Source organism: Pseudomonas sp. E1BtOHC1, from assembly GCF_058744285.1.
Map to the genome: position 1 here is coordinate 4074297 of NZ_CP196023.1, position 24182 is coordinate 4098478.

The following is a 24182-nucleotide window of genomic DNA, read 5'->3' on the forward strand; positions in this document are numbered from 1 at the left end:
TGGTTATGCGAGCACGTCAATTGGGCATCAGCCTGGGGCTGGGGTCACCAGGCCCGTTCAATGCGATCACCGACGTACCTGGGGTACGGGTGGGGCACAGCACCCTGAAAACCACCGTGGGCGGCAAGCAGGTGCGCACCGGGGTCACTCTGGTCCAGCCCCGGGCCGGGCATGCACGGCAGCAGCCCTGTTTCGCTGGTTGTCATGTACTCAACGGCAATGGCGATGCCACGGGGCTGGAGTGGATTCGCGAGGCGGGCACCCTGACCACGCCGCTGGCGATTACCAATACCCACAGTGTCGGCGTGGTGCGCGACACCCTGATCGCCCTGGAGCGCGAGGCTCTGGCGGACCCCGCCGTTTACTGGTGCATGCCGGTGGTAATGGAAACCTACGACGGCCTGCTGAACGACATCTGGGGTCAGCATGTGGGAGCGCAACAGGTGCGCGAGGCCATGGCCTGCGCCGAATCCGGGCCGGTAGCCGAAGGCGCGGTGGGAGGCGGCACCGGGATGATCTGCCACGAGTTCAAGGGTGGGATCGGCACCGCATCCCGAAGGCTGGCGGCAGAGCAGGGCGGCTACACCGTCGGCGCCCTGGTCCAGGCCAACCACGGCAAGCGTGAAGAACTGCGGGTGGACGGTTACCCGGTGGGGCGTCGTCTGGGTGGGATTGCCTCACCTTTTGCCGAGCGCGGCACCCCGGGCATGGGCTCGATCGTGGTGATCCTGGCCACCGATGCGCCGTTGCTGCCCCATCAATGCCAGCGCCTGGCCCAGCGTGCCTCCATCGGCATTGCCCGCACGGGCGGCGGCACCGAAGATTCCAGTGGCGATATCTTCCTGGCCTTTGCCACGGGAAACCGGGACTTGCCCGCTGCGGATTATGGGCGCAAGGACCTGGCGTTCACCGCACCTCTGGCGATGCTCAACAACGATCACATCTCGCCACTGTTCAGCGCAGCGGCCGAGGCCGTTGAGGAAGCCATCATCAACGCCCTGTTGGCAGCCGAGCCGATGACCAGTGCCGACGGGGTGCAAGTACCGGCGCTGACCCCGCAAGTATTGAGGGATGCATTGGAACTAACTGGTTGGAACATGAAATAACTAACTAAAAAGTGCGACCCAGTTGGCATAACTGTCTATATGGATATTTAATAATTAAATTGTAGATTGTCGGACAATGCCTGCCGTTAATCGGCTGGAAAAGAATCTTTTGACTGCGCAGTCATTGTTTGCGGGAGTTTGTCGGAACAGTGGAATTTGACGTCAAAAAATGAGTGGACGCCTGATTTCAAATTGTGTCAGCTTTCTTTCGCCTGCTTAGGGCGAGTGATAGGACGATCTCGCCAGGGATTGTCGCTATCTGACAAAAACTGTTCCATTGATTACAAGGAAGTGTGTTTATGTCGAAAGTAACAGAGAGTGCTATTGCATCTGCCGAACAGCAACTCGTGCCACTGGCCGCAGCAAGTTCGGCGTATAACCAGATCAATAGCTTTAGCCACCAATACGACCGTGGCGGCAATCTCACGGTCAATGGCAAACCTTCGTTCTCGGTCGATCAGGCCGCCACGCAATTGCTGCGTGACGGCGCTGCCTATAAGGACCTGAACGGTAACGGCAAGATCGATCTGACCTATACCTTCCTGACCTCGGCCTCCTCGAGCACCCTGTACAAGCATGGTATCTCCGGGTTCAGCCAGTTCAGTGCCCAGCAGAAGGCCCAAGCAGTGCTGGCCATGCAATCCTGGGCCGATGTGGCCAACGTCGTGTTTACCGAGAAAGCCTCGGGTGGCGACGCCCACATGACCTTTGGCAACTACAGCGGTGGCCAGGACGGTGCGGCGGCCTTCGCCTACCTGCCGGGCACCGGTGCCGGTTATGACGGCACCTCCTGGTACCTGACCAACAGCAGCTACACCCAGAACAAGAACCCTGACCTGAACAACTATGGCCGTCAGACCCTGACCCATGAGATCGGTCACACCCTTGGCCTGGCTCACCCTGGCGACTACAACGCCGGCGAAGGCAATCCAACCTACAAGGACGCCACCTACGGGCAGGACACCCGCGGTTACAGCGTCATGAGCTACTGGAGTGAAAGCAATACCGGCCAGAACTTCAGCAAGGGCGGGGTCGAGGCCTATTCGTCCGGTCCGCTGATGGACGATATTGCGGCCATCCAGAAGCTCTACGGGGCCAACTACGGCACCCGTGCCGGTGATACCACCTACGGCTTCAACTCCAATACCGGGCGCGATTTCTACAGCGCCAGTTCGTCTGCGGACAAGCTGGTGTTCTCGGTGTGGGACGGTGGCGGCAACGATACCCTGGACTTCTCCGGGTTCACCCAGAACCAGAAGATCAACCTCAATGAAGCCTCGTTCTCCGACGTTGGCGGCATGGTGGGTAACGTTTCCATCGCCCAGGGCGTGACCGTGGAGAACGCCATCGGCGGTTCGGGCAACGACCTGCTGATCGGCAACAACGCTGCCAACGAGCTCAAGGGCGGTGCCGGCAACGACATCATCTACGGTGGCGGTGGCGCCGATAAGCTCTGGGGCGGTTCGGGCTCGGACACCTTCGTGTTCGGTGCCAGCTCGGACTCCAAGCCGGGTGCGGCCGACCAGATCATGGATTTTGTCAGCGGCCTGGACAAGATCGATCTGACCGGTATCACCAAGGGGGCGGGCCTGCATTTCGTCAACGCCTTCACCGGTGCGGCGGGTGACGCCATCCTCACCACCTCCGGGGGCGTCAGCACCCTGTCCGTGGACTTCTCCGGGCACGGCGTGGCGGACTTCCTGGTCAGCACCGTTGGCCAGGCAGCCGTCAGCGACATCGTGGCCTGAGTGAAGTAGGCGGAGGGCGGCGCCGATGCGCTGCCTTCCGTTCTTGCATTGGCCCCGGGGCTGAGCGAGTCTACCGGGCGGACGGAGCACCCTATGACCCCACACACCTTGAGTTGCAAGGCGGCCACCTGGCTGCTGGCGACGCTGACGATCTTTTATGGAGCACTCACTATGGCAAGCAGCCTGCGCTTGGCGGACCCCTCGGAACTGGTTGGACACTGGCAACTGCAGCAAGCGGCGGAGCCTGCCAAGGGCTGCACCCTGGACCTTCTGCAGAACGCTGCTCTGGGCGATGGCGCCGAGTGCCTGTCGAAATGGATAGGTGAGGCCGCGGTGGGCTGGTTTCCGGAGCCCGATGGCATTGCCATCACTGGGCGCGAAGGGTCGAAAGTGATCTTTTTCAGCCGCCAGAAAGACGGGCTCTATGAGGCGCGCCTGAAAAGTGACGGCCTGATTGTTTTGCAGCGTGCCGCTAATTAAAGGCTAAGAATGTTCGTCTGATAATGGGCGGCCATTACATTGCCAGTCTCTTGATCGGCAGGAACATGTTCGGGCTGCTGTTGAATACAGCTGTCCGAATTGTCCGTGTCCGCAGGCTTTATTAACTAAGAGAGGCATCTGTTAGTTATGCACTATATTGGTTCTTCGCTATCGCGCGTGGATTAACGGCTCGGGGAATTTGTTAAAAATGGTGAAGAACACTCATCCTGCTCCACTGTTCAAGGCACTGGGCGAATATAAGGGCATCCTGATCAGTGTCGGCTGTTTCACCGCGTTGATTAATGTGCTGATGCTGGTGCCCTCCATCTATATGTTGCAAGTCTACGATCGGGTGCTGTCTTCGCAGAATGAGACCACTCTGGTGATGCTGTCCCTGATGGTCGTGGGCTTTTTCCTGTTTATCGGGCTGCTGGAAGTGGTGCGCAGCTTTATCGTCATCCGCATCGGCAGCCAGCTGGAGCGCCGCTTCAACCTGCGGGTCTACCAGGCGGCCTTCGAGCGCAACCTGTCCCGTGGCGAAGGCCATGCCGGCCAGTCACTGGGCGATCTGACCCATATCCGCCAGTTCCTTACCGGGCCGGCGCTGTTCGCCTTCTTCGACGCCCCCTGGTTTCCCATCTACCTGCTGGTGATCTATGCCTTCAACGTCTGGCTCGGAGTGTTCGCCACAGTAGGCGCGGTGTTGCTGATCGCCTTGGCGTATCTGAACGAAGCCATGACCAAGAAGCCCCTGGCCGAAGCCAGCGGTTTTTCGCAGCGGTCCACCCAACTGGCCACCAGTCATTTGCACAATGCCGAGACGATCCAGGCGATGGGCATGCTCGGGGCCTTGCGCAAGCGCTGGTTCGCGGTGCACTCGCGCTTTCTCGGCTTGCAGAATGAGGCCAGCGACACAGGTTCGGTGATCAGTTCCCTGAGCAAGACCCTGCGCCTGTGCCTGCAGTCCCTGGTGCTGGGCCTGGGTGCATTGCTGGTGATCAAGGGCGACATGACCGCGGGGATGATGATCGCCGGGTCGATCCTCATGGGCCGGGTCCTGAGTCCCATCGACCAGTTGATCGCGGTATGGAAGCAATGGAGTTCGGCCAAGCTGGCCTATGGTCGGCTGGACGCGCTACTGCGGGAGTTCCCGCCCAGTGACAGCGCCATGTCGTTGCCGGCGCCCAAGGGCCAGGTGAGTTTCGAGCAGGTCAGCGCCGGTCCTCCCGGGCGCCGGGCGGCGACCCTGCAGCAGGTGACCTTCAGCATCAATGCCGGTGAAGTGCTCGGGGTACTGGGGGCCTCCGGTTCCGGCAAGTCGACCCTGGCTCGGGTTCTGGTGGGCGTCTGGCCGACCCTGGCCGGTACGGTGCGCCTGGACGGCGCCGACATTCATCGCTGGAATCGCGACGAGCTCGGCCCTTATATCGGCTACTTGCCCCAGGACATCGAGCTCTTCACCGGCAGCATCGCCGAGAACATCGCGCGCTTTCGCCAGGCCGACCCGGAGCAGGTGGTTCAGGCCGCGCAGCTGGCCGGGGTGCACGAGTTGATCCTGCGCCTGCCCCAGGGCTACGACACCGTGCTTGGCGATGACGGCAGCGGCCTGTCCGGTGGCCAGAAACAACGGGTGGCCCTGGCCCGGGCCTTGTATGGCAATCCCAGCCTGGTGGTGCTCGACGAACCCAACTCCAACCTCGACACCGTGGGCGAGAGTGCCTTGGCGGCAGCCATTGCCCAGCTCAAGGCCCGGGGCACCAGCGTGGTCCTGGTGACCCATCGCTCGTCGGTGCTGGCCCTGGCCGACAAGCTGCTGGTGCTCAATGAAGGTCGCCTGCAGGCCTTTGGCCCCAGCCAGGAAGTGCTCAAGGCGTTGGCCGGTACCCAGCAGCCCCAGCAACCCCAACCCCAGGAACCGGCCAGACCCGCCGCTGCGGCCGCTCCCGGTGGTTTGAGCATGAGTCGCCAGTATCAGGCTCCGACACGGAATAAAGGCGCATGAGCAAGGACAGCAACATGATGATCGAAGAGGGTTACGCGCCGGAACGGGTCGAGCGTGATGCGGGCTTTTTTGCCCGCATGGGCTGGATTCTGGCCCTGGTGGGCGCCGGCAGTTTTTTCGTCTGGGCAGCCCTGGCTCCCCTGGATCAGGGAATTCCCGTGCAAGGCACGGTGGTGGTGTCCGGCAAGCGCAAGGCGGTGCAGTCCATGAGTAGCGGGGTGGTCAGCCGGATTCTGGTGCGTGAAGGTGAAAGCGTGAAGCAGGGCCAGCCGCTGTTCCGCCTGGATCAGACCCAGGTGGCGGCGGACGTGCAGTCGCTGCAGGCCCAGTACCGCATGGCCATGGCCAGCCTGGCGCGCTGGCGCAGTGAACGCGACAACCTCAAACAGGTGGACTTCCCGCCGCAGCTGAGCAGCAGCGACGATCCACGTCTGGCCCTGGTGCTGGAGGGCCAGCGCCAACTGTTCAGCAGCCGCCGTGAGGCGTTCTTCCGTGAGCAGGCGGGCATCCGCGCCAATATCGAAGGCGCCACCGCGCAACTGGCTGGCATGCGTCGGGCCCGCACCGACCTGGGCAACCAGGCCGAGTCCCTGCGTCAGCAGTTGAGCAACCTGCAACCTCTGGCGGACAACGGCTACATCCCGCGCAACCGCTTGTTGGAATACCAGCGCCAGTTGTCCCAGGTGCAACAGGAACTGGCGCAGAACACCGGTGAAAGCGGGCGGGTCGAGCAGGGCATTCTCGAGTCCCGGCTCAAGCTGCAACAGCACAGCGAGGAGTATCAGAAAGAGGTCCGCAGCCAATTGGCTGAAGCCCAGCTCAAGACCCAGACCCTGGAGCAGCAACTGACCTCCGCCGGTTTCGACTTGCAGCACAGCGAAATCATCGCCACTGCCGACGGCATCGCGGTCAACCTTGGGGTGCACACCGAAGGCGCCGTGGTGCGCCAGGGTGAAACCCTGCTGGAGATCGTGCCCCAGGGCACGCACCTGGAAGTGGAAGGGCGGTTGCCGGTAAACCTGGTGGACAAGGTCGGCACCCATCTGCCGGTGGACATTCTGTTCACCGCCTTCAACCAGAGTCGTACCCCACGGGTGCCTGGGGAAGTCAGCCTGATTTCCGCCGACCAGATGGTCGACGAGAAGACCGGTATGCCGTACTACGTGCTGCGCAGCAGCGTCAGCGACCAGGCCATGGAAAAGCTCAACGGCCTGGTGATCAAGCCCGGGATGCCGGCGGAAATGTTCGTGCGCACAGGCGAACGTTCACTGCTCAATTACCTGTTCAAGCCTCTGCTCGACCGGGCCGGCTCTGCATTGACCGAAGAATAAGGATGTCGCGTTGTATGAGTAAGCTTTCCATTCTCGCGGCGGCCCTGGCGCTGTTCGCCTGCCAGACGGCCCAGGCCATGGGTCCGTTCCAGATCTACGAGCAGGCCCTGCGCAACGATCCGGTGTTTCTCGGCGCCATCAAGGAGCGCGACGCCGGCCTGGAAAATCGGGCAATAGGCCGTGCCGGGCTGTTGCCCAAGGTGGGCTACAGCTACAACAAGGGCCATAACAACTCCAAGGTCAGCTACCTGGACACCGTGCGCGGCACCGTCACCGAAAAACGCAACTACGACAGCTACGGCTCGTCCCTGACCCTGCAGCAGCCGCTGATCGACTACGAGGCCTATGCCAACTATCGCAAGGGCGTGGCCCAGGCGCTGTTCGCCGACGAGAACTTTCGCGGCAAGAGCCAGGAGTTGCTGGTGCGGGTGCTGAGCTATTACACCAAGGCGCTGTTCGCCCAGGACCAGATCGACATTGCCCAGGCGAAGAAAAAGGCCTTCGAGCAACAGTTCCAGCAAAACCAGCACATGTTCCAGCAGGGCGAGGGCACCCGCACCGATATCCTCGAAGCCGAATCGCGCTACGAGCTGGCCACCGCCGAGGAGATCGAAGCCCGGGACGAACAGGACGCCGCCCTGCGTGAACTGGGGGCACTGATCGGCGAACCCGCTATCGATGTCCGTGACCTGGACCCCTTGCAGGAGAACTTCCAGTCGTTCTCCCTGACGCCTGCCAACTACGACACCTGGCACGAGATGGCCCTGAGCAACAACCCGGTGCTGGCCTCCCAGCGCCAGCGGGTCGAAGTGGCTCGCTACGAGGTCGAGCGCAACCGCGCCGGGCACCTGCCCAAGCTCAGCGCCTATGCCACCCTGCGCCAGAACGAGTCGGAAAGCGGCAATACCTATAACCAGCGCTATGACACCAACACCATCGGCATCGAAGTCAGCGTGCCGCTGTACGCCGGTGGCGGTGTCTCGGCGTCGACCCGCCAGGCCAGTCGCTCCATGGAGCAGGCCGAGTACGAGCTGGACGGCAAGACCCGCGAGACCCTGATTGAACTCCGCCGGCAATTCAGTGCCTGTCTATCGGGGGTGAACAAGTTGCGGGCCTACCAGAAAGCCCTGACCTCGGCCGAGGCCCTGGTGATTTCGACCAAGCAGAGCATTCTTGGCGGCGAGCGCGTCAACCTCGATGCCCTCAATGCCGAGCAACAGCTCTACACTACCCGGCGTGACCTGGCCCAGGCCCGCTACGACTACCTGATGGCGTGGACCAAGTTGCATTACTACGCAGGAACCTTGCGAGAAGAAGATCTGGCCAGAGTCGATGAAGCCTTTGGCCAGCGCACAGTGCGTTAGGCTGCCCGAGACCGGACCTGACGGCACTGAAATAACAAGGAGAAAGGAATGAGCATCTTCGACTACAAAAACGCCCTTGGCAGTGCCGGCAAAGCCCAGTACAGCGATGCCATCACGCTGGCCCTGTATGCCTCGTCGCCCACCGGTGAAGCCCTGCCGGGCACCTCATGGCGGCCGATCAACGCCTCCCAACTGGGCTACCAGGGCAATATCAGCGCCCAGGGCACCATTTCCGGCGAACAGTCTTCGGTCAGCGACGCTCAGGTGGAGATCCTGGGCAAGTACGACGCCGCCGGTCAATTGCTGTCCATCGGCATCAGCTTCCGCGGCACCGAGAGCCTGGCAGATGTGGTGAATGACTTGCAGGCGGCCTTTGTCCCGGGCTTTGCCGACAACTACAGCCGCTTGGCCTTCGACAATCTACTGGGCAAGGTTGCCGCCTTCGCGGCTGCCCAGGGCTTGAGCGGCAGTGATGTGCTGGTCACCGGGCACAGTCTCGGCGGTTTAGCGGTCAACAGCCTGGCGGCCATGAGCGCAGAGCATTGGGGCGGCTTCTTCAAGGACGCCAGCTATCTGGCCTTTGCCTCGCCGACCCAGAGCGCCGACAACCAGCAGGTGTTGAATATCGGTTATGAAAACGACCCGGTGTTCCGCGCGCTGGACGGCACCCATTTCAACGCCTCGTCCCTGGGCACCCATGACCGGCCACAGGAGTCGGCCACCAACAACATCGTCAGCTTTACCGATCACTATTCGTCGTTGTTCGGCAAGCTGGTGCCCCAGAGCATCCTCAACCCCTGGTCCTGGTCGGCCCATAGCGCGGTGGACTACGCCGGTGGGCTCAACCGCCTGATCAATTCGGATTTCTATGACCTGACCAGCCGCGATTCGACGGTGGTGATTTCCAACCTGTCCGAGGGCAAGCGCGACAAGGTCTGGGTCAAGGACCTCAATCTTTACGCCGACAAGCACAGCGGCAGCACCTTTATCATCGGTACCCAGAGCAACGACCTGCTGCACGGCGGCAAGGGCAACGATTACCTCGATGGCGGTGCCGGTGATGATCGTTTCCGCGACGACGGTGGCTACAACATCATCCATGGCGGTTCGGGTCACAACGTTCTGGAGTTGCAGCAGCCGCTGAAGAACTTCTCCATTGCCAATGACGGTGACGGCACCTTGTACATCCGCGATGCCTACGGTGGCATCAGCATGACCCGGGACGTTGGCGCCCTGGTCAGCCACGAGGCCGGGAGCTGGTGGCAACTGTTCGGCAAGGACGTCAGCTACAACGTCACCGCCGACGGCCTGCAAAACGGCAACCAGTGGACCGCCTACAACCACTCCCTCAATGGCGATGCCTATGGCAATGCCCTGGTGGCCAGCGTCAATGGCGATTGGCTGTTCGGCCATGGCGGTGACGACCTGCTGAGCAGCGACAAGGCCAACGTGACCTTCGTCGGCGGTGCCGGCAACGACGTCATGCACTCCAGCGGAGGCGGCAGCAACACGTTTCTGTTCAGCGGCAACTTCGGCCTCGACCTGATCCACGGCTACCAGAGCAGCGACAAGCTGGTGTTCATGGGCGTGCCCGGCATCGATGCCCATTACGACTACAGCCAGCACCTGTCCCAGAGCGGCAATGACACCTTGCTCAAGGTGGGCGACTACTCGGTGACCCTGGTGGGAATCGGCATGGAGGGGGTCAACGGTTCAGGCATCGTGTTTGCCTGATTCACCCTCGGCCGGGGGCGCGCAGGATTCGCTCCCCCGGGCTTTGCGGACGTTGAACTCAAGGAGGCAGTCGGGGTGGCTCCCCTGAAGTAGCCGGCAACAAGCTGATCCGTCCCGGATGGACGATCGAACAACAACAAAAAACGAGAAGTCATCAACATGGATGTGAGATGTCATCAGCTCAAGAGGCTGGCGGGCACTGTGTGCCTGGCGTTTGCCGCAAGCCTGCCGTTGGCGGCCCTGGGCGCCTATCGGGAAGCCGGCCGTTCGGGCGACGCTGCCAGTTGGCATTCCGCCGAATACCTGCAGGACTGGGGCCTGGCGCGCATGCAGGCGAGCCAGGCCTACGCCGCCGGTATCAGCGGCGCCGGGGTGCGGATCGGTGCCCTGGATTCGGGGTTCGATGCCAGCCATCCCGAGGCCAGCCCCGATCGCTACCACCCGGTCACTGCCGACGGCCATTACCTGGATGGCAGCCTGTTCAGCGTTTCCGGGGTGCTCAACAGCGCCAACGACAGCCATGGCACCCATGTCACTGGCACCCTGGGCGCCGCGCGTGATGGCAGCGGTATGCACGGCGTGGCGTTCAATGCCCAGGTGTACGTAGGCAACACCGACCATAACGACAGCTTCCTCTTTGGCCCGGGCCCCGATCCCCGCTACTTCAAGGCGGTGTACGGCGCGCTGGCGGACGCTGGTGTGCGGGCCATCAACAACAGTTGGGGCAGCCAGCCCAAGGATGTCAGCTACCAGACCCTGGGCGATCTGCATGGCGCCTATGCCCAGCATTTCCAGCAGGACACCTGGCTCGATGCGGCTGCCGAGGTCTCCCGGCATGGCGTGATCAATGTGTTCAGCGCCGGCAACAGTGGCTATGCCAATGCCAGCGTACGGGCCGCGTTGCCGTACTTTCAGCCAGATCTGGAAGGTCACTGGCTGGCGGTGTCGGGGTTGGACAAGAACAACCAGCAGAAATACAACCAGTGCGGGATCGCCAAGTACTGGTGCCTGGCGACGCCGGGGGCTGCCATCACCAGCACTGTGCCCGGCGGCTATGCCACCTACAACGGCACCTCGATGGCCGCCCCCCATGCCACCGGCGCCCTGGCCCTGGTCATGGAGCGCTACCCCTACCTGGACAACCAGCAGGCCCTGCAGGTGCTGTTGACCACCGCGCGCCAGCTCGACGGCGCCTTGACCCAGGGCCCCAACAATCAGGTGGGCTGGGGCGTGCCAGACCTGGGCCGGGCCATGCACGGGCCGGGGCAACTGCTCGGCGAATTCAACGTCAACCTCGGTGCCGGACAGGGTGATCGCTGGCGCAACGGCATCTCCGATCAGGCCCTGGCCCAGCGGCAGGTGGAGGACCGCGCCGAGCACTTGGCGTGGCAGCAAACCTTGAAGGATCGGGGCTGGGAACAAGGCTTGGGGACGGGGGCCAGCCAGCAGGATCGGACCGACTACGCCCTGGGCCAGGCCCGTGATGCGGCGGCCGGGCAGCGGGTGTACCAGGGCAGCCTGATCAAGTCCGGGGCCGGCTGGCTGGTGCTCGATGGCGACAGCAGCTATCGCGGTCCGACCCGGGTTGACGGTGGCTTGCTGGCGGTCAACGGCCACTTGCAGTCGACGGTCACGGTCAATGCCGGAGGCACCCTGGGTGGTTCCGGGCAAGTGGCCGGGCTGACCGCCAAGGCCGGCGCGATTGTGGCCCCGGGCAACTCCATTGGCACTTTGCACGTGGCCGGCAATCTGGACTTTCAGCCCGGCTCCCGCTACGTGGTGGAGCTGTCGCCCGAGGCCAGTGACCGGATTGTCGCCACGGGCCAGGCCAGCCTCAGTGGCGCCCAGCTGAGCCTGGTGCCACAGCGCCCAGGCAACCTGTTCGGCGCCGGGCCGGTGCCGAGCCTGATCGGCCGTCAGTTCGACATCCTGCAAGCGGCGGGCGGGGTGCTTGGGCATTTTGCCGAGGGCGCGGCCGTTTCGCCGTTCCTGGGCAGCGTTCTCGATTATTCGGCCAGTGCCGTGCAACTGGCCGTGGTGCGCAGCGCGACGACCTTTGCCAGCGTCGGCGCCACGCCCAACCAGCGCGCCAGCGGTGCTGCGCTGGAGCGTCTGGGGCCAGGCCATCCGCTCTATGAAAGCCTGCTGCTGTTGCCTTCGGCAGCCCAGGCCCGGGGCGCACTGGAGCAGCTGTCCGGGGAGGTCTATCCGGCCCTGGGCGCGATGCTGATCAACCAGGGCTCGGTGCTGCGCGAGGCCTTCGGGGAACGCATGCAACGCGCCGGGCAGGATGTCGCGGCAGCTGAAGATCAATCGGCCAGTCTGTGGATCAAGGGCCTGGGAGCCTGGGGGCGCAACGCCGGCGGCCAGGACCACTCGGCCTACACCAGCTCCCTGGGCGGCGTGCTGCTGGGGATCGAGCGCGATCTCGGCTCGCCGCAGACCCGGGTGGGCCTGGCGGGAGGCTACAGCGACAGTTCATTGCACATGGGCACCGGCAGCCGCGACAAGGCCCAGGTCGACAGCTATCACCTGGGCGCCTATGTCCGGCATGACCTGGACGCCCTGCGCCTGAGCCTGGGCGTCAGCCAGAGCTGGCATCGCGCCCAGGTGCGGCGCGAGTTGGCCTATGGCGAGGTGTCCGCCCGGGACAAAGCCCGGGTGGCGGCCCGCAGCCAGCAGCTGTTGGCCGAGGCGGCTTACACCGTGCCCCTGCAACCGCTGGTGCTGGAGCCTTTCGTCAACCTGGCCTACCAGCACCTGGACCGCGATGCCTTCCATGAGCAAGGCGACGCGGCGGCTTTGCACGCAGATGCTGACCAGCGCGATGCCTGGCTTGGCACCCTCGGGCTGCGAGGGCGCCGGCAGTTGCAACTGAGCGCCCGCCAGACCCTGGAGCTGTCGGCGAGCCTGGGCTGGCAGCGGCGCCTGAGTGACAGGCAGTCCCGCGAACACCTGGCCTTTGCCGGCACTGACAGCGAGTTTCGGGTGAGCAGCACGCCGGCGTTGCGCGATGCCGCCCTGGTGGGGGCTGGAGCGCGCCTGGCGCTGGCCCGGGACCTGGACCTGAGCCTGGAATACCAGGGCCAGTGGGCCAGTCGCGAGCAACACAATGGCGTCGGACTCAACCTCGAATGGCGTTTCTGAGGCGTCATTCGGGCGGGCGGCGGGCATGGAGTCCGCCAAGGCAATTTCGCAACACAACTAAGGAAGGTCGTAGTGAAGCAAGTCAAACGCAAGGATGGCGCTGTGCTTGGGCAGGACCGGGGCTGGTTGCCCCTCGCTCCGGCATTGTTGGGCTGGGTGGCGCTGATGGGCACGGCCCAGGCGGCGCCTTATGTGGAGAACGGCCGTCGGGGCGATGCCGCCAGCTGGCGCAGCACCGAGTTCAAGGCCGATTGGGGTCTGGGGGCGATTCATGCCGACAGCGCCTATGCCGCCGGCTACAGCGGCAAGGGCGTCAAGCTGGGGATCTTCGACCAGCCGGTGTATGCCCTGCATCCAGAGTTCGCCAGCCCGGGCAAGGTGGTGACCCTGGTCACCAGCGGTACTCGTCAATACACCGATCCCTATATCCCGGTGAAGGCCGGCGATACCTTCGTCTATGACGGCCGCCCTTCGGTGGGCTCGGACGGCAAGCTGGGGTCCCATGGCACCCACGTCGGCGGGATAGCCGCCGGCAACCGCGATGGCGGAGCGATGCACGGGGTGGCCTTCGATGCCCAGATCATCAGCGCCGACAACGGCGATCCCGGCCCGGAGGACGGCATCATCCTCGGTAACGATGGTGCGGTGTACAAGGCCGGCTGGGACGGCCTGGTGGCCAGTGGTGCGCGGATCATCAACAACAGCTGGGGCATCGGCATCACCGATCGCTTCAGCAAGGGCGGGCGCGATCCGGCGTTCCCGCACTTCACCCTGGACGATGCCCGGGCGCAGTTCGCGCAGATCCAGCCATTGCTGGGCAGCTTGCCGGGCGGTGCCTACGACGGGGCGATCGCCGCGGCCCGCAGCGGGGTGCTGACGATTTTCGCCGCCGGCAACGATTACAACCTGAACAACCCCGACGCTATTGCCGGGCTGGCCTACTTCGTTCCGCAGATTGCCCCCAACTGGCTGACCGTGGCGGCGTTGCAGCAGAACCCCGACACCGGCAGCGCCGATCCCTATGTCATCAGTACCTTTTCTTCCCGCTGCGGTTACACCGCGAGCTTTTGCGTGTCGGCCCCCGGCACCCGGATCTACAGCTCGGTGATCGGCGGCACCAGCCTGGAGAACATGACCCTGGGCTACGCCAACAAGAACGGCACGTCCATGGCTGCGCCCCATGCGGCTGGCGCCGCGGCGGTACTGATGGAGCGTTTCCCCTACATGAGCGCGGCACAGGTCGCCAGCGTCCTGCGCACCACGGCCACCGACCTGGGCGCTCCGGGCATCGATGCCTTGTACGGCTGGGGGATGATCGATCTGGGCAAAGGGATTCGCGGGCCCGGGATGCTGGTGACCGAAGCGGATATCCCTGAGGAGTTCCGCATCCAGGGCGGCTACGGTTCGACCCAGTTCGTCGCCGACCTGCCGGGTTATGGCGCGCTGCTGGATGCCGGCAAGCCGACCCAGCGGCGCTGCAATGACATCAGCTGTGTGCTGGATATCTGGAGCAATGACATCAGTGGCCACGGTGGCCTGACCAAGCAGGGCGTCGGCACCCTGGTGCTCAGCGGCGCCAACACCTACGCCGGGCCGACCCTGGTCAATCAGGGGCGGCTGGCGGTCAACGGCTCGCTGCTGTCGGCGGTGACGGTGAACGCCGGCGGCATCCTTGGCGGCACAGGCCGCGTGGGCGCATTGACCGCCAACGCGGGCGCGATTGTGGCCCCGGGCAACTCCATCGGCACCTTGCATGTCAGCTCCGATGTGAACTTCCTCCCGGGTTCGACCTACGCGGTGGAGGTGTCCCCCAGCGGCAGTGACCGGATTGTCAGCGATGGCCAGGCAACTCTCGGTGGGGCCAGCCTGGCCCTGGAACTGGAAAACCCCGGGCTGTCCCTCAATGCACAACGGGTCCCGAGCCTGGTGGGGCGGCAGCTGGATATCCTGCAGGCCGCCAATGGCGTGCAGGGCAGCTTCGGCCCGGTGCTGTCCAACTCGCTGTTTCTGGGGGGCAACCTCGGTTACAGCGCCGGCGGTGTACAGTTGGCGGTGGCGCGCAATGCCACGTCGTTCAGCAGCATCGGCCTGACCGCCAACCAGCGCTCGGTGGCCGGCGCCGCAGAGCAACTGGGGGCGGGCAACCCGGTGTATGAAAGCCTGCTGCTGGCCGCCAGCGCGGCCAGTGCTCAAGAGGCCTTCGAGCAACTGTCCGGGGAGATTCATCCGGCCGTGGGCAGCCAGTTGCTCAACGACAACCGCTACCTGCGTGAAGCGATGGGGGAGCGGGTACGCCAGCAGGGCGGGGTCGCAATCCCGAGCGTCGAGGGCGGCGAGCAGGGGGTGTGGCTCAAGACCCTGGGCGCCTGGGGCAAGGCCGACGCCGGCCAGGATCGAGCGGGCTATACCAGCTCCATCGGCGGCCTGCTGGCCGGTGTCGACGGGCAAGTGGACCCCAGTACTCGTCTGGGCGTGTTCACCGGCTACAGCGACAGCTCGCTGAGCATGGGCGATGGCCGGCATTCTTCGGCCAGCATCGACAGCTACCACCTGGGTGCCTACGCCGGACGGGAGCTTGCACAACTGCGCCTGAGCCTGGGCGGTTCCTACAGCTGGCACCGGATCGCGACCCGGCGCGAGCTGCAATATGACGAGGTTGCCGATCGCCAGAAGAGCAAGCGTGACGCCCGCAGCATGCAGCTGTTCGGCGAGGCGGCGTGGCACCTGGATCTGCAGCCCATGGCCCTGGAACCCTTTGCCAGCCTGGCTTATGTGCATGTGGACAGCGACCGTTTCAAGGAACACGGCGGCGCCACGGCACTCAAGGGCGATAGCGACAATCGCGAGGCCTGGCTCTCGACCCTGGGCATGCGTGCCGGCAAGCAGTTGCAACTGTCTTCCGGGCAGACTGTGGACCTGTCCGCTACCCTCGGCTGGCAGCACAATCTGAGCGCCACCGGGGCCGATCAGCATCTGGCGTTTGCCGAGGGTGGACAAAGCTACAAGGTGCAGAGCCTGTCACTGGACCGCGATGCGGCGGTCGTCGGTGCGCGGGCGGGCATTGCCCTGGGTCGACAGACCCGGGTCAATCTGGATTACAACGGGTTGCTGGGCAGTCGGGACCGGAACCATGGGGTCGGCTTGACCCTGGACTGGACTTTCTAAGACCCAGGCAACGGATGTGCAAGGTGTTGTACAGGACCTCCGGTCCCGGAAACGGGGCCTGCGAGGGCCTGAGCTTTCTCTGACAATTCCAACAATAGAGAGGCAATACCATGGGTGTCTTTGACTACAAGAACTTCACCGCAGCCGACTCCAAAGCGCTGTTTTCCGATGCGCTGGCGATCACGCTGTATTCCTATCACAACCTCGACAACGGCTTTGCCGTGGGGTACCAGCACAACGGCTTCGGCCTTGGCCTGCCGGCGACACTGATCACCGCGCTGATCGGCAGCAGCGATTCCCAGGGGGTCATCCCCGGCATTCCCTGGAACCCGGATTCGGAACAGGCCGCCAAGGACGCGTTGCACCAGGCCGGGTGGTCCACCCTCAGTGCCCAGCAACTGGGCTACAGCGGCAAGGTGGATGCCCGGGGCACATTCTTCGGCGAGAAGGACGGCTACGGCACGGCCCAGGTGGAGATCCTCGGCAAGTACGATGCCCAGGGCCATTTGAGTTCCATCGGTATCGCCTTTCGCGGCACCAGCGGTCCCCGGGAGTCGGTGATCGGCGACACCATCGGCGATGTCATCAGTGACCTGCTGGCCGCCCTGGGACCCAAGGACTATGCGAAGAACTATGCCGCTGAAGCCTTCGGCAAGCTGTTCGGGGATGTGGCGGCCTTTGCCCAGGCCAACGGTCTGTCGGGCAAGGACATCCTGGTCAGTGGTCACAGCCTGGGCGGGCTGGGGGTCAACAGCCTGGCGGACCTGAGTGCCGATCGCTGGTCCGGGTTCTACAAGGATGCCAACTACATCGCCTATGCCTCGCCGACCCAGAGCACCAGCGACAAGGTGTTGAACATCGGTTATGAAAACGACCCGGTGTTCCGTGCCCTGGACGGTTACAGCTTCAACCTGTCGTCCCTGGGGGTGCACGACGCCCACCAGGACTCGGCCACCAACAACATCGTCAACTTCAACGACCATTACGCCTCGAGCCTGTGGAACGTGCTGCCGTTCTCGATCCTCAACATCCCCACCTGGATCTCTCACCTGCCCACCGGCTACGGCGATGGGCTGACCCGGGTGCTGCAATCGCAGTTCTATGACTTCACCAGCAAGGACTCGACCATTGTCGTCGCCAACCTGTCGGACCCGGCCCGGGGCAGCACCTGGGTCCAGGATCTGAACCGCAACGCCGAAACCCACAAGGGCAGCACCTTCATCATCGGCAGCGACGGTAACGACCTGATCCAGGGCGGTGGAGGCAACGATTATCTGGAAGGCCGCGACGGCAACGACACCTTCCGTGATGACGGCGGCTACAACATCATCCTCGGCGGCAAGGGCAGCAATACCCTGGACCTGCAGCACTCGGTGAAGGACTACAGCTTCGTCAGCGACGGCGCTGGGACCCTGTACGTGCGCGACGCCAGCGGCGGGATCAGCATGACCCGCGACATCGGCGCCATTCAAAGCAAGGAGCCGGGGTTTCTCTGGGGTCTGTTCAAGGATGACGTGTTCCATCAGGTCACTGACCAGGGGCTGAAGGTGGGCAGCCAGCTGACCCAGTACGCGTCTGCGGTCAAGGGCGACGGCGGTGACAATCTGCTCAAGGCCCATGCCGCCGGCGATTGGCTGTTCGGCCTGGACGGCAACGATCACCTGATCGGCGGCAAGGGCAACGACGTCTTCGTCGGCGGCGCCGGCAATGATCTGCTGGAGTCGGGTGGGGGCAATGACACCTTCCTGTTCACCGGCCATTTCGGCCAGGACCGCATCCTCGGTTACCAGAGCGGCGACAAGCTGGTGTTCATGGGGGTGAGCGGCGTGCTGCCGGGCCAGGACTATCGGGCCCACGCCAGCAGCAGCGGCAATGACACCGTCCTGACCTTCGGCCACGACTCGGTGACCCTGGTGGGCGTCAGCCTCGCGCACCTCAACGGCTCGGGCATCACCATCGCCTGATGGACCTGCAGCGCGGGGCTTGCAACGGGCTCCGCGCTGACTGGGCAAGAAAAATCGTGACCTGTCGGTCGGTTGGCGACTCAAATACCTGTAAAACCCAAGCCTGGTCATGCGTTACCCAAGGTATTGAGCAGTAATCGATTCAAGGAAAAGGCAGGAGAGTTTTGACAGTGAGTAATAGCAAGAGGTGTGCGAGCGGTCTGGTGCTGGCCCTGTGGGCGTTCATGGCATCGGCCGAGGAGCTGCCTCACAGCTCGATTTTGAAACGTTACGGGGTGACCCCGGATCAATTGCCGGCAGGCCTGCCGGCGCCACCCGAAAAGCAGGAACCGGCCCCCAGCCGCTTCAATCTGCAGCCGGAGCAGCCCTTTGCCAATCTGCGTCTGGGGGATGGCAAGGCGCCGGAGAGTACGGGCAACATCAGTATCGATAACGCCGAAGCTCGGGAGCGGCAGCGCTGCCAGCAAGTGCGTGACGAGCTGTCAAAGCGCGGCAAGGCGCTGGGGATTTTCTGCGAGCCGGGGCAGGGCCCCTTTCCCTGGTCGCACTGAGTCACACGGCTGAGTCATTTTTCCTGGCGGACGGTGGCCACATCGTCCGCCTTGACCCGGATGGTCTTGCCGGAAATATCCTGGAATTCGTAGAAGCCATCAGCGGTTTTGGTCTTGGGCTGGTCCCGGGTCAGGTACTGAGTACCGTTCTGCAAGGTCACCACGGTGGGTGAGGCGCAGCCGGCCAGGGCCAGGGCGGCGACACCGGCCAGGAGCAATCCCAGGTTCTTCACGTTCATACAGACCTCTCATCGGTAGGGGGCATCCGTGTTGCGTCGGACACTATAAGCATGGCCCCTTGGTGTAGCGAAGACGACGAAAGTTCGCCAGGGCAGCGGAAAAATCTTCTTCCCGCCATTTATCCAATAGTGTTTGCCAGACCGGGGCGTCGGCTGTTATCTGTACGCATAACCAGTATCAGTCCAGCCGTGGCGTCTTCGTTCAGTGACTTCCAATCCCCTCGAAAATCCCCTTTATTACCTGCATAACTTCCAGCAAGTCCTGAACTGGCTGGAGCAGCGCTACGCCGATGTGCTGTGTGACGAGGAGCAGCGTTTCATCGCGGATTTTGCCCAGTTGCCCCAGCCATCCCAGGCTTTGCTGGTGCGCATGGTGATGCGCAAGGGACGACATTTTCGCCTGGGCAAATTGAGTTACCCGGAGATCGGCGACTGCACCCGGGCCCTGGCGCCGTTGCTGGAATTGGGCTGGGTCGACGAGCAGGCGCCATTGGCCCTGGACGAGTTGTTCGGCCTGTTGCAAAAGGCCGAGATCCTGCAGTGCTTTCGCGACCAGGGGCTGGCGGCCAAGGCCAAGAAGAACCAGTGGCTGGAGACCTTGCAAGCGCTGTATCCGCATCCCCAGGCCTTCGGCCAATGGTGCCCGGCACTGGCAGACCGGCTGCTGAGCCTGACGGTCATGCCGTTGTGCGATCGCCTGCGCCTGATGTTCTTCGGCAACCTCTATCAGGACTGGTCGGAATTCGTGCTGGCGGACCTGGGGATCTACAGCTACGAAAAGGTCGAGATCAGTGCCGACGCCCGGGGCTTGCGCAGTCGTGACGATGTGAACGGCTTCATCTATCTGCACCAGTGCCAGGAAGCCTTCGAGGCCGGGGAGGAGGTGGGCGCCGTACTCGCGCAGATTGGCGCGTTGAGCACCGCCAACCCCTGGCTGGAGAAACGCCGCGGCAAGCTGTTGTTCCAGCTGGGGCAGCATTGCGAGCGGTTGACGGACTGGTGTCAGGCCCGGGAGATCTACCAGCAATGTGCCTACCCGGGTGCTCGCCTGCGGTTGATCCGGGTGCTGGAGCTCAGTGCCGAGTACCCGGCGGCCCTGGCGTTGGCCGAGCAGGCTGCGGCGGCGCCCCAGAGCGCGGCCGAGGCCCAGCAGTTGCTGCGGGTCATGCCCCGGCTGCGGCGCAAACTGGGTGGCCCGCCGGCGCCTCGGGCGGTCAGCCGCGAAGTGGCGCGACTGGATCTGTGCCTGCCCCGTGACGCCGACGGACTGGCGGTGGAGCTGCATGTCCAGGCTCATCTGCAGCAACCCCAGGCACCCGTGCACTACGTGGAAAACACACTGATCAATTCGCTGTTCGGGCTGCTGTGCTGGCCGGCGATCTTCGCCCCCTTGCCGGGGGCCTTCTTCCACCCGTTCCAGCGTGGGCCGGTGGATCTGCTGAGCGAAGACTTCCATGAGCGGCGCAGCGATCTGTTCCAGGCCTGCCTGGAGGAGCTGAACGATGGTCGCTACCGGGACAGCATCCGCCAGCGGTTTGTCGACAAGTGGGGCCTGCAGTCGCCCTTCGTGTTCTGGGGGGCCTTGACCGAGGAATTGCTGGAGCAGGCCCTCGACTGCCTGCCGGCCGAGCACCTGAAACACTGGTTTGAGCGCCTGCTGCTGGATATCAAGGCCAACCGGGCCGGGATGCCGGACCTGATCCAGTTCTGGCCCGAAGCAAGGACCTACCGGATGATCGAGGTCAAGGGCCCGGGGGACCGGCTGCAGGACAACCAGCTGCGCTGGCTGGATTTCTGCCAGGAGCACCGGATGCCGGTGGCGGTGTGCTATGTGCAATGGCAGGACCTGTCAACGTGAGCTACCGCATTGCGGTGCGCGCCTTGTGCGAGTTCAGCGCCAAGAGCGGTGACCTGGATCTGCGTTTCACCCCATCGCCTACCGCCCTGGAGGGGATAGTCGGGCACCGCACCGTGGCTTCCCGGCGCAATCCCGGCTACCAGAGCGAAGTTGCTCTGGAGGGCCAATACGGCGAGCTGCTGGTCAAGGGCCGGGCGGACGGTTATGACCCGGCGCAGAATCTCCTGGAGGAGATCAAGACCTACCGGGGCGACCTGACCCGCATGCCCGACAATCACCGGCAATTGCACTGGGCCCAGGCCAAGGTCTATGGCTGGCTGTTGTGCCAGAGCCTGCAGCTGCCGAGTGTCCGTGTTTCGCTGGTGTATTTCGACATCCTCAGCGAGCAGGAAACCGCCCTGGTGGAGGAGCACAGTGCCGAGGCACTGCAGGGCTTCTTCAATCGCCAGTGCGCGGTGTTCCTGGAGTGGGCGCAGCAGGAAATGCGTCACCGAACGGCCCGCGACCAGGCCACCGGGGCCCTGGTTTTTCCCCATGGCGAGTTTCGCCTTGGCCAGCGACATCTGGCGGAATCGGTGTACAAGGCGGTCAGTACCGGCCGTTGCCTGCTGGCCCAGGCGCCCACCGGTATCGGCAAGACCCTGGGCACGATCTTTCCCATGCTCAAGGCCATGGCCCCGCAGCAATTGGACAAGCTGTTGTTTCTCACTGCCAAGACCCCGGGGCGGCAGTTGGCGCTGGATGCAGCCCGGGTGCTGTTCGCCAGCCAGTCCCAGCTGCCGTTGCGGGTCCTGGAACTGGTGGCCCGGGACAAGGCTTGCGAGCACCTGGACAAGGCCTGCCACGGCGAGTCCTGCCCGCTGGCCAAGGGTTTCTACCAGCGCCTGCCCGCAGCGCGCCAGGCGGCCAGCCAGGTGCCGATGCTGGATCGCCAGGCGCTGCGCGAGGTAGCCCTGGAGCATCAGGTCTGTCCTTACTACCTGAGTCAGGAGATGGCCCGCTGGAGCGATCTGGTGGTGGCCGACTACAACTACTACTTCGATTTCAGCGCCTTGCTGTTCGGCCTGGCCCAGGCCAATCAATGGCAAGTGGCGGTGCTGGTGGACGAGGCCCATAACCTGGTGGAGCGCGGGCGTGGCATGTACAGCGCCAGCCTGGATCAACAACAGCTGGCCAGCGTGCGCAGCACTGCGCCTCAGGCGCTGAAAAGCGCATTGCAACGGCTCAACCGCGAGTGGAACGCCTTGCACAAGGAACAGCTTGCGCCTTACCAGGCCTATGAGCAGTTGCCGACGGCCCTGCTCAGGGCGCTGGCCTTGTGCGTCGCCGCCCTGGGGGACTACTTCAACGAGCAGCCCCTGGGCCTGGACAGTGGTTTGCAGGGGCTGTATTTCGAGCTGTTGCAATTTGCCCGGGTGGCGGAGCTGTTTGACCAACAGCAGTTCATCTTCGATATCAATAAGCGCTCCCTGAGTGCCAAGCGCAGCCTGTCGCGGCTGAGCCTGCGCAATGTGGTGCCGGCGCCGCTGCTCGGGCCTCGACTGGCGGCGGCCCGCAGCACGGTGCTGTTTTCCGCGACTCTCAACCCGCAGCATTACTACCGCGACCTGCTGGGATTGCCGCAGACCACGGTGTGGCTGGACGTGGAGTCGCCGTTTGCCGCCGCGCAACTGGACGTGCATATCGTCAGCCGCATCTCCACCCGCTATGTGCATCGACAGGCGTCCCTGGCGCCCATCGTCGAGCTGCTGGCCCGCCAGTTCGCTACGCGGCCGGGCAACTATCTGGCGTTCTTCAGCAGCTTCGATTATCTGCAGCAGGTGGCCGAGCTTTTGGCCCGCGAGCAGCCGCAGATTCCCCTGTGGCTGCAGTCCAGGGGCATGGATGAAGCGTCGCGCCTGAGCTTTCTCCAGCAGTTTCGTGCAGAGGGGCAGGGCATCGGGTTCGCTGTGCTCGGCGGGGCTTTCGGCGAAGGCATCGACTTGCCCGGCTCAAAACTCATCGGCGCCTTTGTCGCCACCCTCGGACTGCCTCAGCTCAACCCGTTGAACGAGCAGGTGAAGCAGCGCATGGCCAGGCTGTTCGGCTCCGGATACGACTACACCTACCTCTATCCCGGATTGCAGAAAGTGGTGCAGGCGGCAGGGCGGGTGATTCGCAGCCAGGCCGATCGAGGGGTGTTGATGTTGATCGACGATCGCTTTGCCGAGCCCAGGGTGCGGCAGTTGTTGCCGAGCTGGTGGGCGGTGGACGCCCAAGGGAAGGCGCCGGTAGGGGAGATTTCGAGGTGATGGCAGGGGCTGTGCGGCTTGCCCCCGGCGTCTGTTCGCCGGGGGCGAGGGTCACTGGCCTTGGCGGACCCGGACGAAGCGCCGCAGGGTCTGGCCCGGCCCGGTGCTGAAGCGGGTCGGCCGGGGTTGGCCTTCATCGGCGGCGATGAACACGAAGTCGTCCTCAGTCAACTCATAGCTGGCGGGCAGGGGCTTGCCCGCATCCGCGCCGATGGAGTCGATCCAGGTGATCGACTTGGGGGTGGTGCTGCTGTCGAGGGTGAAGCTGCCGGCCAGCAGCACTTCACCCGCCACCGTCAGCACGCGAAACCTATCACCTTCGATCAGGGTCAGGGCCCCGGGCGCACTGTGTTCGTCAGGCGGATTCAGTACGCCGCTGTCCTCCATCCCGGTTTGCTCCCAGGCTCCCTGCAGGCGTTGAAGTTCCAGCGAGTCGTTGCTCCTGGTGGATGACAAAGTATCCATTGTCGATCAATTCCTTGTGGGGGCGTTCAGTTGAAGATGTTGCGGCCAATGCAGTAGGTCAGCAGGTCCTGGTCGCTCTGTACTTCCAGCTTGCGCATGGCGGAGATCTTCTGGGCGCTGATGGTTTTGGAGCTGCGGTTCTGGCTGCGGGCGATGTCGCTGACACTTTTGCCGGAAACGAACAAACGGAGGATTTCGAACTCCTTGGGCGACAGGGTGGAGATGCGCTCATCGATCGCCACATTGGACTCCATCACCGAGTTGGAAGCAGGTTCCAGGCTGCGGTAGATGCCTTTTTGCGCGATGGCCTTGAGGGCGGTCTGGATCTCTTCGTGCAGCTGGCTTTTCTGGATCACCCCGACCACACCCAACTCATGCAAACGGGTGAGGATCAGTTGGTTGGAAATCATGGTGAGGATCAGAATCTGCAGGTGCGGAAAGTTGCGCTTGAGGTATTCCACCAGCTTCAGGCCATCACCGTAGGGCGAGTCTCCGGGCATGTTGTAGTCGGTGATGACGATGTCCACCGGCTGGGATTCCAATTGCTGGATCAGACCTTTGGAACACACCGCTTCACCGACGATTTCGAAACGTTCGTCGCGCTCCATCAACTCGCGTACGCCCAGCAAGACAATAGGGTGATCGTCAGCAATGACTACTTTCAGTTTTTCCATGGCAAACACACCCGTGTAATACGCAAATTAGTAAAGAAACATGAGACTGACGGTACATTAAAC

16 protein-coding genes are annotated in these 24182 nt (G+C 63.5%); 13 read left to right on the forward strand and 3 right to left on the reverse strand.

Annotation, left to right across the window (positions count from 1 at the left end):
- Nucleotides 1-5 precede the first annotated feature (5 nt).
- The 11 genes from ACSSVC_RS18505 to ACSSVC_RS18555 all read left to right on the forward strand — a co-directional run bounded on the left by ACSSVC_RS18505 (nt 6) and on the right by ACSSVC_RS18555 (nt 18592).
- A complete protein-coding gene (locus tag ACSSVC_RS18505; RefSeq protein ID WP_404939798.1) occupies nt 6-1106 on the forward strand; it encodes a DmpA family aminopeptidase in 1101 nt (366 codons plus the stop codon).
- Nucleotides 1107-1405: 299 nt separating this feature from the next.
- Nucleotides 1406-2854 (forward strand): serralysin family metalloprotease, encoded by a 1449-nt coding sequence (locus tag ACSSVC_RS18510; protein ID WP_346632866.1) that lies wholly within the window; start codon nt 1406-1408, stop codon nt 2852-2854.
- A gap of 93 nt (nt 2855-2947) precedes the next feature.
- Entirely contained in the window at nt 2948-3334 is a 387-nt protein-coding gene (locus ACSSVC_RS18515; RefSeq protein ID WP_346632867.1) for an AprI/Inh family metalloprotease inhibitor, read from the forward strand.
- Between the two features lie 208 nt (nt 3335-3542).
- Nucleotides 3543-5336 carry a type I secretion system permease/ATPase gene (locus tag ACSSVC_RS18520; protein WP_446439918.1) on the forward strand — a complete coding sequence of 598 codons (1794 nt, stop codon included), beginning with the start codon at nt 3543-3545 and terminating at the stop codon, nt 5334-5336.
- Nucleotides 5337-5350: 14 nt separating this feature from the next.
- Complete coding sequence (locus ACSSVC_RS18525; protein WP_404939994.1) at nt 5351-6667, forward strand: HlyD family type I secretion periplasmic adaptor subunit; 1317 nt, start codon at nt 5351-5353, stop codon at nt 6665-6667.
- A 2-nt stretch (nt 6668-6669) separates the two neighbouring features.
- Entirely contained in the window at nt 6670-8031 is a 1362-nt protein-coding gene (locus ACSSVC_RS18530) for a TolC family outer membrane protein (RefSeq protein ID WP_346632870.1), read from the forward strand.
- Nucleotides 8032-8079: 48 nt separating this feature from the next.
- Entirely contained in the window at nt 8080-9765 is a 1686-nt protein-coding gene (locus ACSSVC_RS18535) for a polyurethane esterase (protein ID WP_346632871.1), read from the forward strand.
- A 159-nt stretch (nt 9766-9924) separates the two neighbouring features.
- Nucleotides 9925-12912 carry an autotransporter domain-containing protein gene (locus ACSSVC_RS18540; RefSeq protein ID WP_492611142.1) on the forward strand — a complete coding sequence of 996 codons (2988 nt, stop codon included), beginning with the start codon at nt 9925-9927 and terminating at the stop codon, nt 12910-12912.
- A gap of 165 nt (nt 12913-13077) precedes the next feature.
- The gene (locus tag ACSSVC_RS18545) at nt 13078-16077 is read left to right on the forward strand and encodes an autotransporter domain-containing protein (RefSeq protein WP_492612575.1); all 3000 of its coding nucleotides are present in this window, start codon (nt 13078-13080) and stop codon (nt 16075-16077) included.
- Between the two features lie 110 nt (nt 16078-16187).
- Nucleotides 16188-18041 carry a polyurethane esterase gene (locus ACSSVC_RS18550; RefSeq protein ID WP_492611143.1) on the forward strand — a complete coding sequence of 618 codons (1854 nt, stop codon included), beginning with the start codon at nt 16188-16190 and terminating at the stop codon, nt 18039-18041.
- A 170-nt stretch (nt 18042-18211) separates the two neighbouring features.
- Nucleotides 18212-18592 (forward strand): hypothetical protein, encoded by a 381-nt coding sequence (locus tag ACSSVC_RS18555; RefSeq protein WP_404939802.1) that lies wholly within the window; start codon nt 18212-18214, stop codon nt 18590-18592.
- 14 nt (nt 18593-18606) lie between these two features.
- On the opposite strand, the gene ACSSVC_RS18560 is transcribed toward ACSSVC_RS18555, so the two are convergent.
- Entirely contained in the window at nt 18607-18831 is a 225-nt protein-coding gene (locus ACSSVC_RS18560; protein WP_346632875.1) for a YgdI/YgdR family lipoprotein, read from the reverse strand.
- Between the two features lie 205 nt (nt 18832-19036).
- Between ACSSVC_RS18560 and ACSSVC_RS18565 the strand changes: the two genes are divergently transcribed.
- Nucleotides 19037-20689, forward strand: coding sequence for a VRR-NUC domain-containing protein (locus ACSSVC_RS18565; protein ID WP_492611144.1), 1653 nt, complete (start codon nt 19037-19039; stop codon nt 20687-20689).
- A complete protein-coding gene (locus ACSSVC_RS18570) occupies nt 20686-22980 on the forward strand; it encodes an ATP-dependent DNA helicase (RefSeq protein ID WP_492611145.1) in 2295 nt (764 codons plus the stop codon). The genes ACSSVC_RS18565 and ACSSVC_RS18570 overlap by 4 nt, the downstream gene beginning before the upstream one ends.
- A 51-nt stretch (nt 22981-23031) precedes the next feature.
- Here the strand turns inward: ACSSVC_RS18570 and ACSSVC_RS18575 are convergent, their stop codons facing one another.
- The gene (locus ACSSVC_RS18575) at nt 23032-23445 is read right to left on the reverse strand and encodes a TIGR03067 domain-containing protein (RefSeq protein ID WP_346632878.1); all 414 of its coding nucleotides are present in this window, start codon (nt 23443-23445) and stop codon (nt 23032-23034) included.
- Nucleotides 23446-23471: 26 nt separating this feature from the next.
- Nucleotides 23472-24119, reverse strand: a complete 648-nt coding sequence (locus tag ACSSVC_RS18580; protein WP_346632879.1) for a response regulator — start codon at nt 24117-24119, stop codon at nt 23472-23474.
- Nucleotides 24120-24182: the final 63 nt, after the last annotated feature.